At 46.7% G+C, this 13,115-nt stretch carries 8 protein-coding genes; 1 reads left to right on the forward strand and 7 read right to left on the reverse strand.

Going from position 1 to position 13,115, the window contains the following annotated elements; all coding sequences use genetic code 11:
- Positions 1-12 precede the first annotated feature (12 nt).
- Entirely contained in the window at positions 13-1,608 is a 1,596-nt protein-coding gene (locus SIO70_RS30085; protein ID WP_320577156.1) for a RagB/SusD family nutrient uptake outer membrane protein, read from the forward strand.
- A 201-nt stretch (positions 1,609-1,809) separates the two neighbouring features.
- Here SIO70_RS30085 and SIO70_RS30090 read toward each other — a convergent pair whose 3' ends face one another.
- The 7 genes from SIO70_RS30090 to SIO70_RS30120 all read right to left on the reverse strand — a co-directional run bounded on the left by SIO70_RS30090 (position 1,810) and on the right by SIO70_RS30120 (position 12,910).
- The gene (locus tag SIO70_RS30090) at positions 1,810-3,258 is read right to left on the reverse strand and encodes a glycoside hydrolase family 30 protein (RefSeq protein WP_320577158.1); all 1,449 of its coding nucleotides are present in this window, start codon (positions 3,256-3,258) and stop codon (positions 1,810-1,812) included.
- A gap of 34 nt (positions 3,259-3,292) precedes the next feature.
- Entirely contained in the window at positions 3,293-4,726 is a 1,434-nt protein-coding gene (locus SIO70_RS30095; RefSeq protein ID WP_320577160.1) for a glycoside hydrolase family 30 protein, read from the reverse strand.
- The gene (locus SIO70_RS30100) at positions 4,723-5,574 is read right to left on the reverse strand and encodes a glycoside hydrolase family 16 protein (RefSeq protein WP_320577161.1); all 852 of its coding nucleotides are present in this window, start codon (positions 5,572-5,574) and stop codon (positions 4,723-4,725) included. Before SIO70_RS30100 ends, SIO70_RS30095 begins: the two co-directional genes overlap by 4 nt.
- 119 nt (positions 5,575-5,693) lie before the next feature.
- The gene (locus SIO70_RS30105; protein ID WP_320577162.1) at positions 5,694-6,515 is read right to left on the reverse strand and encodes a PKD domain-containing protein; all 822 of its coding nucleotides are present in this window, start codon (positions 6,513-6,515) and stop codon (positions 5,694-5,696) included.
- An 18-nt stretch (positions 6,516-6,533) separates the two neighbouring features.
- A complete protein-coding gene (locus tag SIO70_RS30110; RefSeq protein WP_320577164.1) occupies positions 6,534-8,087 on the reverse strand; it encodes a RagB/SusD family nutrient uptake outer membrane protein in 1,554 nt (517 codons plus the stop codon).
- 23 nt (positions 8,088-8,110) lie between these two features.
- The gene (locus SIO70_RS30115; RefSeq protein WP_320577165.1) at positions 8,111-11,467 is read right to left on the reverse strand and encodes a TonB-dependent receptor; all 3,357 of its coding nucleotides are present in this window, start codon (positions 11,465-11,467) and stop codon (positions 8,111-8,113) included.
- 309 nt (positions 11,468-11,776) lie between these two features.
- Positions 11,777-12,910 (reverse strand): FecR domain-containing protein, encoded by a 1,134-nt coding sequence (locus SIO70_RS30120; RefSeq protein WP_320577167.1) that lies wholly within the window; start codon positions 12,908-12,910, stop codon positions 11,777-11,779.
- Between the last annotated feature and the right edge of the window lie 205 nt (positions 12,911-13,115).

The following is a 13,115-nucleotide window of genomic DNA, read 5'->3' on the forward strand; positions in this document are numbered from 1 at the left end:
CTGATCGAAAAAATGAAACGCTACTATATAATTATTGCAGTACTACTTTTGGGTGCTACTGCATGTACGAAGAACTTTGAGGACTATAATACGGATAATACTGGTGTTTCCACTGGTCAGCTGAAACCTGACTTTAATGATGTGGGCATTTACCTGTTGCAGGCAGAGCGTTCCATCATCAACTTTTCCGGTGGTGGCGACCCTAACTCTTACCAGGTACAGCAGAACCTGAATGCGGATTTGTTTTCAGGTTACTTTATGTCTCCCAACCCATTCAATGGAGGTCTGAATAATACCAACTACTTTATGATGACAGGATGGAATGGTGAGGCTTTTAAAGTAGGTTATCTGAACATCATGTCTCCTATCTCCAAACTGCGTACTAACCGAATCGATACTGCATATCCTGCAGTATGGGCGGTAGCACAGATCATACGGGTAGCAGGTATGAGCCGTGTGACTGACATCTATGGTCCTATTCCATACAGCCAGGCTGGTAGTTCAAAGACTGATCTGCCTTATGACAGCCAGGAAGATATCTACAAACGTTTTTTCCTGGAGCTGGATACAGCTACTGCCAATTTGCAGAGTTTTATCAACAATGGTGATTCACTGCCTTTCACCTTTGCAAACTTCGACCTGGTGTATAGCGGTAACTTCACCAAGTGGTTACAGTTCGCCAACTCTCTTCGTCTGCGCTTAGCGATGCACATTGTGAAAGCGGATGCAACTACAGCACAGGCGCAGGCAGAGAAAGCACTGAATCCTTCCAATGGTGGTGTAATCACTGCTAATAGTGGTAACATGAACGTACAATTGGGTGGTAGCTTTACTAATCCGCTGGTGTATATCGACAGGAACTGGGGGGATACCCGTATAGGTGCTGATATTGCCTGTTATCTGAATGGGTACAATGATCCAAGGATCAGCAAGTACCTGGGCATGTCTACCGATTCCAAAATTACTTCGCAATATATTGGTATCCGTTTAGGTGCGGTGACCAGCTCTAATACTAAAGATGATTATCTCGGGTATTCTGCACTGGGTTCTTCATTTTCACTGGCTACACCTGTGCAGATTATGACAGCTGCGGAAGTATACTTTCTGAGAGCCGAAGCTGCGGTACGTGGTTGGGCAAATGCTGGTGGAAGTGCACAGGAGTTGTATAATGAAGGTATTACTACGTCAATGAACCAGTGGAGTGCAACGATTGGTAGTTATCTGAGTGATGCTACAAGTACGCCTGCGGCTTATGTAGATCCGAAGAATAGTGCGAATGATAAGGAGGCACAGTCTACTATTACTATTCAGTGGGATGATGCAGCAAGTACGGAGGTGAAAATGGAGCGTATTATTACACAGAAATGGATTGCGATGTTCCCTGAGGGGCAGGAAGCGTGGACAGAGCATAGGAGAACAGGGTATCCTAAACTGTTCCCTGTGGCGCATAATCAGAGTTCAGGTGTGGTGAGTGATGCGGAAGGTGTGAGAAGGTTGCCTTATCCACAGCAGGAGTATAATACGAATGCGACGGAGTTGAATAAGGGGATTTCATTGTTAGGTGGGGTTGATAATGCGGCTACGCATATGTGGTGGGATAAGAATTAAGTCGTGTGATGTATAAAACTAAAAGCCCCGCCTCGGTTGAGGCGGGGCTTTTAGTTTATAGTTGTTTGCTTTTGTTGAGCCGATTAAACCGTTCGCTTCGCGAACGGTTTAATCGGCTCGCGTGCTTTATGGTGCTTGCCAGAGGGCAAGCACCATAAAGCACGAAATAGCGCGAAGTACTAATTAGCGAAGTATAAATTGCTAGTTGATGACTAAGGTTTCAATTGAGTGTGGTAAGCTCTTTACATCTGTACTATTCCCTTTTATCCACAGCTTATAAGCGAATTCTTTATCACTTGTATTCAGCACCACTACTACCGTCTTACCATCTTTATTTACAAAAGCAGTCGTTTGGAGATCACTCCTGTTTGAAGATGCGACGATACGCTTTGCACCAGGACGTATGAATTTAGAAAAATGCCCCATATAGTAATAAGCATTCGTATAAATCAGTTCACCCGTCTTTGTATCTGCATGCACAGGTGCAAAACAGAAATTACCTACGTGATTAGGACCACCTTTATCATCCAGCAGGATATTCCAGTCAGTCCAGGCGACAGTACCACTATTGAAATCATTCAATAAAGAGTTACCATAACGCTCACCCAGTGCCCAATCATTGACTTTATCCAGTTTGAACGCTTCTACACAACCTTCTGTGAAGATGAGGTTCTTACCAGGAAATGCTTCTTTTACATTTCGTACATTATCAAATTCCATGGTACTACCAGTCCACGTTTCATACCAATGGTAACCAATACCCCATACAAACTTTGCAGCTGCAGGGTCTTCAAGAATTGTGCTGGCGCGGTGATAGATCAGGTCACGGTTATGATCCCAAGCGATGAGTTTCTTCGTGCTCATACCCGCACGTTGTAAGGTGGGACCTAAATAATACTTAATGAAATCTCTTTCTTCTTCCGCAGTAAAGTTGCAGGATTCCCATATTTGTTTTGCCATCGGTTCATTCTGCACACTTAAACCCCATACCGGAATACCGAGAGATTCGTATGCCTTAATGAACTTCACATAGTAATTTGCCCATGCCTGATAGTAACGAGGCAGGAGTTTACCACCATGCAGCATGCTACCATTATCTTTCATGAATGCCGGAGGGCTCCATGGACTTGCAAAGAGTGTGAGCTTACCACCCGCAGCTGCAATGGCAGCTTTGATAAATGGTACGCGGTAAGTCATATCATGCTTTACATTGAATGTCTTCAACGCACTATCGCCTTCTTCAATATAGGTATAACTATCGCTGGAAAAATCGCAGCTATGAATATTGGTACGGGCCAATGTATAGCCAATGCCATTAACGGGATCAAAGTAAGCTTTCAGGAGTTCTGCCTGCTTCTCCTTCGGGAGTTTTGCAAATACTTCTGCAGAAGCATCTGTCAGTGCACCACCAATACCAGTCATGGTCTGGAAGGTCTTTGCAGGATCTACGAAAATGCAGGCTTCTGTTTCAAACGGTTGCTTTGCGGAGGTAAAGGATAACTTGTCCGTTGCTGACATTCTTAACTGTGTACTCGCGGCAGTAGTGTAAACGGTCACTGTTTTGCGGGAAAGGGTATCTCCCGGTTGAGGACCTTTTGCGTAACCGGCGTAAGTAGCCAGCAACAGCCCTGCCAAAATTGCTCTCTTCATTGTTTTAATTATTACCAGTTTAAACGTGTTCATCTTACCAGATATACGTACCTACGGCACCATTTGTCAACGTGGATGTAACGATTTTGCCATTGAACTGGATGTTGAATGATTGGGGAGCGTTGGCATTATTGATCACAATTAATACTCTTTTCCCATCAGGCGTTTTGAACGCCACATTGTCCAGCTGGCTGGTGACATTGGTAGCAATCCTCGTGGAACCGGGCCTTACGAACTTTGATGCATGTGCAATAATATAATAAGATACATTCCTTGTAACGTCGGCACTGATAGTGAGTGCTCCCATACAGGTACTGCAACCGCCATCCGTATGTGGATTATAGTTAGGATCGGCGGCCAGATTCCATTCCAGCACATTCCTGCTCCAGTTGCGGGTGGCGCCGATGATGAGATTTGTTATATGCCATTGCAGATTAGAAGCAAAATCGCCAGGGGCACCTACCCATTGCTCTGTAAAGTAGACATTTTTATCAGGAAATGCATTATGTACCTGTGTCAATGCACTGATATCACCGCCATACAGGTGAAATGCAGAGCCATCTACATATTGTTTGGCATCTGCATCCTGCAGTACGGTGGCAGGATAGTCAGGTCTGTCAGCGTTGTGATCGTAGGTGATGATCTTCGTCGTGATACCTGCTGATTTAAATGCGGGACCTAAAGCAGACTTAATAAATGCTGCCTGTTCAGTAGCCTGCATGACCATGCTGGGGTTATTGCCACCATGCAAAGGTTCATTTTGCGGAGTGATAGCATCGATCGTGATACCTTCCGCTTTCATAGCCTGGATGTATTTTACAAAGTATTGTGCATAGGTAGTGTAGTATTCAGGTTTGAGGCTACCCCCTACAAAGCCACCGTTGTCTTTCATCCATACTGGTGCGGACCATGGAGAGCCGAGTATTTTGATATTCGGTGCGATGGCTATGATCTTTTTCAGTACGGGTATCAGGTCGGTTTGCTCCTTGCTGATGCTGAACTGGGCAAGGTTTACATCCGTTTGACCGGTAGGCATGTCATCGTATGTGAAAGGTGCTGCACTCAGGTCGGAGGCACCGATGCTGATGCGGAGATAACTAACGCCGATGCATCCACTGTCGGTAGCGAACAACTCTTTGAGCAGGGCATCCTGGGTGGTGGATGGCAACTTATTAATGAGTGTTGCACTACCACCGGTGAGGCAATAACCGAAACCATCGATAGATTGGTAAGTGGTGCCATCTTCTACCTTAATAGTAGGATACACATTGACAGTATCTTTAAATAGCAGACTTACGTTTTGCTTTGACAGCAGTACACTTTTATCAGCTTTGGTGAGCCAGAAAGTGACGTCAGTAGTTAATTCACCTACGGGAGGTGGGACGATGATGGTAGTCGTATCATTGCTACCTCCCTTACAACTGGCAAAGCAGAAGAGCAGGGAGAAGCATATATGGTTTAGTCTCATTTACTTTTCATTTTATATACCCTTACATAATCGACTTCCATTGCTACCGGGAAGATGCTGTCATCTACGCCCTGCACTCCACCCCAGTCACCACCTACAGCGAGGTTCAGGAGGATGTGGAAGCGTTTGTCGAATGGCCATACAGTGTACCCTTTCCCTTCGTTTACAAACTGGAACACCAGCATGTCATCGATATAACCCCTAAGGGCATATGGTGTCCAGTCTAATCTGTAGAGGTGGAAGGCGGAGGTAACGTTGTCTACCTTTTTCGTACTTGTTTTCTGGGTGTTTATTTTGAAATAATAAGCTTCTGTGTGGGCACTGATGTGTACATTTCCAGGGTCGTAACCGACATGTTCCATGATGTCGATTTCGCCTGATTTAGGCCAGTCGCCGTATGCCCAGTCAGTGGGTAGCATCCAGATGGCAGGCCAGGTGCCTTTGCCGGCGGGAAGTTTTGCTTTGATTTCAAAACGGCCATAAAGCCAGTCGCCTTTGTTGGTGGTAACCATCCTGGCAGATGTGTAGTTCCTGTTTTCTTTTGTTTCTTTCCTGGCAGTGATGCTCAGTACACCGTTTGCCACGCTGGCATTGTCGGTGGAGTTCGTGTAGTATTCCAGCTCGTTGTTGCCCCAGCCACTGCCGCCCAGGTCGTAGCCCCATTTGTTGGGGTCGGGAGCACCGGTGTAGTCGAATTCATCTGCCCAGGTGGGAGTAGATTCGAAGGTCCAGCCACTATCGACGGGGGATGTGGGGGTGACGGGCCCGGTGGAGGTAGTGTCGGTACTACCTTTGCCGGAGCAGGAGGTAAAGATGAGGAGGAGAAGAGGGAGGTATCTTGCGAGCATAAGCGTGGATTGAATTTCCTGATTTTGATTGCCGCCTTCGGCGGCGATGAAAATCGGGTTTGGCTGTTTTTTTGGAGCTACCTGAGGCAGCTCCAAAAAACAGCTGGTAAGAGTTAGAATTATTGTTCTTCGAGGAATTGAATATTAGACAGCGTCATTCCGCCAGTACCCAATGTACCACCGGAGCTACCACCTTTTATCACTACCCATACAGTATCAGCTTTGGAAAATTCCATATACCCATTCTTCCCTTTTCCACCGCCATCACAGCCTATTGTAGCGATGTTGCCATCGAATGGAATGGAACCACAACCGGACCAGGTATTCATCGCTATGTATTTTGTTCCACCATAATCTTTGCCCTGAACTGGCGCGATGGTGTCACAATATAATTCCAACCAGCTATTTGTAGCACCAGCACCTTTGATATTAGCAGCCACGGTGTAAGGTGTGTGTGCTTTGACCATTACCATCTGGTAGATTGCACCATTGGTATTGCCGGTGTTGGAGAAATTCAATGTACCATTTGTATTGGTGATGGTGGTTTGCGTACCCCCTGTATTCAGGATCGTCCAGTCTGTTGCATTCAGCAAATCTTTTGTGGGTGCATCATTGGCAATCGTAAGTTTCTGTGCAGTCGTGGCATAACCACCGTTGGTGAATACGGTAAGTTGTACTGTATACTCTCCTGCTTTGGAGAAATGCAGTGTGTCAAATTCCCCTGTGGCAGTCGTTCCATCGCTGATCGTCCAGTTCCAGATAAAGCCTCCTTTGGTAGTAGAAGTGACCACTACCCTATTCGGATTTGACGATAAGGGAGTAGCGGAGAAAGAGGCAGTAGGCAAAGCGCCCAGCTCCTTTGTGGATGATTCCGGCGTACAAGCCGGCATAGCGCAGGACAACATAGCTGCCACTGCCAAAGTACCTATATAGCGTTTCATATAAATCGGTTTGATATGTTATTTAGTTCCTCCCCATTCTTTGCTTTGTTCCAGCTTTGTATTTTCCAACTCTAACAATGGAATTGGTAATATTTCATGCTTGCCAGCAACAAAGCCACGGCCACCAAGCACTGATGGTGCTCTGCCAGTACGTACTAGGTCGAACCAGCGATGACCTTCGCCAGCCAGTTCCAGTCTTCTTTCATTGAAGATGTTGTCATCTGTCGCTTCGATAGCAGTAAGACCTACACGGGCACGTACTGCATTCAGCAACTGGTAGGCACGGGTACCGGCGCCACCACCTTGTCCTGCTTTCACGAGTGCTTCTGCTTCCATGAGGTACGTATCAGCTAAACGGATTTCGTACAGATCCTGTGGAAAGTTCAACTCAATATTACCACCACCGGTAGTTTTATTGTAGTTAAAACCAATGAGCTTTTGCAGGAAGTAACCGGTGTTTTTATAACCAGGTTCATAGCTGGCAATGCCATTGGCCTGTAAGCTATCCAGGTTGGCAACGGTTGCATTATAACGGGGATCGTAGTGAATGGCATCAAACAGTTCCTTTGTCACTACGAGGAAACTCCATCCTGATACGTAATCAGGTGCACCTGCTTTCAATGCTTTGTAACCTCTTGGGCCCACCATAATGTTCAGCACATTACCTTCTGTACAAGACACGCAATCCCATGAGCCTGCGGAACTAGCTGTAAATGCTACTTCGAAAACAGACTCGCTGTTAAACTTGGTACCGTTGTCTGACTTCCAGAGATCGGCGAAGTTAGCCAGCAGGTTATAACCATATTTTGCATTGGTACTACCAGGCACTGTACCATTTACTTCGGCCAGTTCTGTTGCAGCAGCACTATATTTTTGTTCATAGAGATATACTTTACCTAACAGTGCGTGTGCAGCACCTTTGGTAGCGCGACCACCTTCGGTAGCAATAGGTACCTGATCAGGCAGATTGGTTTCTGCAATGGCATCCTGCAGGTCTGTTTCAATTTGTTTGTACACCTCTTCAGGAGTCGCCTGCAACACGTTGTACATGTCGCTGGTAGAAACAGGTTTGGTGAAGAGTGGTATATTTTTAAACAAACGTACCAGGTCGAAGTAGAAGAATGCACGAAGGTATTTTGCTTCCGCAGTATAACGGGCTTTGGTCGCTTCGTCCATGGGGACACCCGGGAGCTTTTCCAGCAGTGTGTTTGCACGGAAGATACCAGAGAAACCTTTCTTCCAGAGCTCATCCTGTGGCCCCTGATCAGGTGTCAGTGTATAATTGGCGAATACCTGGAAAGCGGTTACGTCATTGGCACCACCACCACCAGCATAGTGATCGTCAGAACCGGCGTTCATGGCGCCAACTTTGGTCACGTAGTTACCACCCTGCCAGCCTACTACATCGTAACAAGCTACAAGCCCGTTGAAAGCCTCTGTCTGATCTTTATAATAGTTCGCTTCGAGGTCTGTACCTTTTGGTTTTACTTCAAGGAAACTACTGCTACAGCCGCTCATTATTTGCAGGCCAATAGCGAATGTCAATATATGTGGAATGTATTTTTTCTTCATTGTAATTTGCTTTTATCAGTTTATCAGAAAGTAGCGTTCACACCCAGCATGAAGGATCTTGCCTGAGGATAGATACCTCTGTCGATGCTGAATACGCCACCTCCGATTTCAGGATCATAACCGGTGTACTTGGTGAATGTGAGCAGGTTTTCGCTCATTACATAAATTCTGAATTTCTCGATGCCCACTCTTTTGGTGATCGTGTTAGGAATGGAGTAACCCAGCTGTAAAGATTTGATCCTGCAATAGCTACCATTTTCCAGATAGAAATCGGAAGGATTGGTAAAGTTCCTGTTAGGATCAGTAGATATCAGCCTTGGATAATCGTTTGTAGAACCCTCGCCAGTCCAGCGACCCAGGGCTTTTGTCTGCCAGTTTGCATTCAGGATATCCAGACGACGAAGACCCTGGAAGATCTTGTTGCCAGCGGAACCCTGAATGAATAATACGATGTCGATGCCTTTGTAAGCAGCATTGATAGTACCACCGTATGTCCAGGTAGGTGTAGGATTGCCGAGGAACTGACGGTCAGCTTCTGTGATTGTACCATCACCATCAGTATCTACCCAACGGAAATCACCGGGTTTTGCATCAGGTTGAATTTTACCACCTGCTTTGCTGGTGTAGTTATCTACTTCGGACTGGTTCTGGAAGATGCCGTTTGTCTTGAAACCATAGAAGCTATTCAGTGGCTGACCAAGGGCAGTACGGGTAATTGGGTAGCTGGAAGACTGGAACGTCTGACCACCGGAGAGGTATTTGATACCTGTACCCAGGTTGGTTACTTTGTTAGTCGTATAAGAAACGTTCGCATTTACATTCAGGTCTACTTCGCCTACCTTTTTGTGATACCCCAGCTCCAGTTCCACACCGGTGTTTTCCATATCAGCCACGTTCGCAGCAGGGTTAGAGATCGCACCAACGTATGAAGGAATGCGTGGGTTCTGCAAGATGTCTTTAGTCACCTTTTTATACCAGTCGAAAGCTACCCTGAAGTCGTTGTAAACAGTGGCTTCAAAACCAACGTTTGTCTGACTGGTAGATTCCCATTTCAGGTCAGGGTTAGAAGGGGCGTTCGGACTGTAACCGATCTGGTAACTACCGGAATTACCGAAGGCATAGTTTCTGCCGCTACCGATGGTAGACAGGTAGGCAAAGTCACCGATGTTATCATTACCCACCACACCATAACCACCTCTCAGTTTGAGGAAATTTACGAGATTCTGTTGAGGCCAGAAGCCTTCTTTAGAGATATTCCAACCCAGAGAGAAGGATGGGAAAGTACCATACTTGTTATTGGCACCGAAGCGGGAAGAACCATCACGACGTACGATACCTTCGATGAGGTACTTTTCATCGTAAGCGTAATTGACACGGGCAAAGAGGGAAGAGATCCTATGGTCAGCGCCTTCACTACCGTCGGAAGTACGGTTGTCGGAAGCTACTTTGAAGTTCATGCTTGCTTCTTCAAAAGTGTTAGCAGGCACGTCGTAGAAAGTAACGGTGGTTGCTCTTGTACGGTTGTCCATATAAGCGCCCTGACCTAAGAGGATGGTGAAGGAGTTCTTACGGATATCTTTAGTATAAGACGCGGTATTTTCTATATTCCATGCAAATCCTGAATTCTGATTACGTGAAAAAGAAGTACGGGAAGAGATGGTAGATGAGTTCAGGTAAGAGATGGGTGTGAAAGTCTCAGATCCCCAGAAGGCGATTTTAGTGCCGAGGGTGGAGCGGAGTTTCAAGCCTTTAACAGGCACTATTTCCAGGTAGGTATTACCCACAATGTTGTGTGACCAGTTATAGTTACCCAGACGTGTGGAAATATAGGCGAGCGGGTTTGTGATCTCCTGTCCTACAGCGCTGGAAATACCATAAGGATTACCGTTCTTATCGCGGCGAATACCGGTGTTGGTATAAGGTGCGGCAGCGGCAACAGCAGGATCCGTAATTACTGCAGGCGTAGTTGGATCCAGGTTGATAGCGGAACTAAGGGGCCCACCGAATTCGCTGTTGGTATTACCTACGCCCAGGGCTTTGTCGTAAGCATAGCCTACGTTTTCGCCGAGGGTTACGTATTTGGAAAGTTTGTGTGTAGAGTTCAGACGCAGGTTGATGCGTTCATATTTAGAGATGTCGGTCGCAACGATACCATCCTGTTTCAGGTAACCGAAAGAGGAATAGAAAGTAGATTTGTCATTACCACCGCTTACACTCACTTCATGGTTTTGGCGCGCAGCGCTGTTGTTGAAGATGAGGGATTGCCAGTCGGTGCCTTTACCTAAAGAAGCAGGATCAGCGTAGACGATGCCATTGCCGGCAGCTACAGAAGCTTCATTACGCAGGGTAGCATATTGCGTAGCATTGAGGAGCTTCAGTTTGCGGGCAGGTTCAGAGTTACCATAGTAACCATTGTAGTTCACCTGCAGGGTACCGGCTTTACCTTTTTTGGTAGTCACGAGAATTACACCCGCAGCAGCACGGGCACCATAAATAGCCTGGGAAGCGGCATCTTTCAATACTTCGATAGATTCGATATCGTATTGGTTTAAGTAACCGATACCGCCATTGTCTACCACCACTCCATCAATTACCCAGAGAGGATCGTTGTTATTAAAGGTAGTGAGACCTCTCACACGTACAGTAGCACTGGAACCTGGCTGACCAGAACCGGCAGCGATGGTAACACCTGAAGTACGGCCCTGGAGGGCACCTTCGAGGCGGGTAACAGGCTGGCTTTCCAGGTCAGCAGCTCTTACGCTGGAGATGGCGCCGGTGACAACACTTTTCTTTTGTACACCATAACCAACTACCACAGTTTCGGTGAGGGCAGTCTGTGATATTTTCAGGATAAAGTTCATAGATGACTTAGTCACCGCCCAGTTGACAGGTTCAAAGCCCACCGCGCTCACGATCAGGGTGGAGCCGGGAGGAACCTTGATTGAATAGAAACCTGTACCATCGGTCACAGTACCACTTTTGCTATCTTTTATACGGATGCTGGTGCCGGGTAAAGGGTCACCTTTTTCATCCGTGATACGGCCGGTAAGGGTGATAATGGTATCAGCGTCGGCAGGTTTTATTTCGGGCAGACTTTTGACGATGATGCGGGCGCCATCCACCACATAGGAGAAGGGCTGGTCTGCGAGTGCCATATCCAGGACTTGTCGTACTGGTACGTTTTTAACCTCAATAGTGACAGGATGAGCAGTAGCCAGCAAATCTTCATCATAAATGATGGAGATACCCGCCTGACGAGCTACTGATTTTAACACCTTTTTGAGGGGTGCTTTCGTTTCAGACAGGGATATTTGCTGGGATAATCCTTTTGCGCTGATCTGCAGGCAGGCCACTAGCAACAAAAAGGTAGTCAGTTTCATAACGAGTAAAATTTGACTTCGGAAAACGTGGATTCCGAAATAATTTTTGGTTGATGAGTGCTTCCGGGAATAGGAAGCCCTACCACATAAGTTTAAATCCATACTTTTGTAGTGTTTGGGAATTTGAAATCAATAATTCGTAACGGGATGTTGTTTTCTTTTTGGGCCCAGACATTATATACCGGGAGTGTTGCAAGCGCTTCCGGTTTTTTTTATGTACGGCCACACATGATTAATTTGTTTCTGCTACTTCCATAACGTTGTTTTAGGTTTATGAATGACTGGTGTATTTTACGTGGAATACCAGCCTTATCTGACAGTTAATTTTCTTCCAACAAGTTCGAATACAGGTCCATTTGCTTCCAGCATATGGAGGATATCAGTGAGGGGAAGGCTTCGGCTGATACGGCCGCCGAGCAGCTTTTCGTTTCCTTTCTGATTGTAATTAATATCTATGTCGTACCACCTGGAGAGCTGTCTTAAGATGTCTGACAGGCGGGCGTTGTCGAATTCAAAGAAGCCGGTTTTCCAGGCGATCACTTGTTCTACGTCTGCTTCGTGGATGGTGATCTGGCCGGTGGACGGGTCCATTACGGCTTGCTGACCGGGGAAGAGGCGTTTGTCGTTCACTTTTACGGCACCCTGTACCAGCGTGGTGTTTACGCTTTTTTCATCTGAATAGGCCATGATGTCGAAGGTGGTACCGAGTACTTGTACTTCCATGTTATTGACCTGGACGATGAAGGGTTGTTTGGCGTTGGGAGTGACTTCGAAGTATCCCTGGCCGGAGATGTCCACTCTTCTTTCTTTTCCATTGAAGGAGGTAGGATAGCGGAGGCTGCTGGCGGCATTGAGCCATACGTGGCTGCCGTCGGGCAGGATTATATTGAATTGACCGCCACGGGGAACGGTCAGGGTGTTGTATACGATGGCGTCGTCGGTAGCTTTTGCGTCGTATTGCAACTGGCCATTTTTTTGGAGTACGGTGGTGGCGCCCTGGAGGATGGTTTGGTTACCGGCGGAGTCGAGGATGACGGTGGAGCCATTGGAGAGGGTGAGGATGGCTTTGTTGGTGCCGGGGGCGACGGAGGTAGTTGCGATTTGCGTGTTCGCGGGTTGGGTGGCAGGTTGTGTTAATATTATCAGGAGGAATACGGCGGCGGCGATGGAGGCAGCGCCTGCTACGTAATACCAGAGGGTGCGGACTTTCTTTGTAGAGATGGATTGCAGCAGTTTGGTTTCAATGCGATCGGAGATTTCAGCGGGGATTTCCGGCTGAGAGTCGAGGGCTTTTTGAAATTCCTGTTGCATGGTTTTCAACAGCGCACGGTGTGAGCCGGAGGCTTGTAGCCAGGAGTACAGCTCGGCAGTTTCAGCTGCATTACATTGACCGTCAAGGTATTTTGCTAACAGTTTTTCGTAATGTTCCGTGGTTGTTGACATAATTTTATTTAGGTGTCTGTATATATTATCCGGAAATGATGGTTTAGGGTACCTCGGGGGGGAAATATTTTTTGAGATTTTTTTGGAGGGGATGGTTTGGAGGTGGGGTTTGGGGATAGGGTTTGGGAGGGGAATTTTTAGGGGGAGTATTTTAAGGGTTCTTTGGGGGGAGAGCAGATTTTGGGAAAGCAAGTTTTGGGAGGGC

It is taken from the genome of Chitinophaga sancti (genome assembly GCF_034087045.1).
Taxonomy (GTDB): Bacteria; Bacteroidota; Bacteroidia; order Chitinophagales; family Chitinophagaceae; genus Chitinophaga; species Chitinophaga sancti_B.

Excerpts from the sequence above, each read along its gene's own strand:
- SIO70_RS30085 (WP_320577156.1), top strand. The coding sequence starts at position 13 with ATGAAACGCTACTATATAATTATTGCAGTACTACTTTTGGGTGCTACT.
- SIO70_RS30090 (WP_320577158.1), bottom strand. The coding sequence starts at position 3,258 with ATGAAGAGAGCAATTTTGGCAGGGCTGTTGCTGGCTACTTACGCCGGT.
- SIO70_RS30095 (WP_320577160.1), bottom strand. The coding sequence starts at position 4,726 with ATGAGACTAAACCATATATGCTTCTCCCTGCTCTTCTGCTTTGCCAGT.
- SIO70_RS30100 (WP_320577161.1), bottom strand. The coding sequence starts at position 5,574 with ATGCTCGCAAGATACCTCCCTCTTCTCCTCCTCATCTTTACCTCCTGC.
- SIO70_RS30105 (WP_320577162.1), bottom strand. The coding sequence starts at position 6,515 with ATGAAACGCTATATAGGTACTTTGGCAGTGGCAGCTATGTTGTCCTGC.
- SIO70_RS30110 (WP_320577164.1), bottom strand. The coding sequence starts at position 8,087 with ATGAAGAAAAAATACATTCCACATATATTGACATTCGCTATTGGCCTG.
- SIO70_RS30115 (WP_320577165.1), bottom strand. The coding sequence starts at position 11,467 with ATGAAACTGACTACCTTTTTGTTGCTAGTGGCCTGCCTGCAGATCAGC.
- SIO70_RS30120 (WP_320577167.1), bottom strand. The coding sequence starts at position 12,910 with ATGTCAACAACCACGGAACATTACGAAAAACTGTTAGCAAAATACCTT.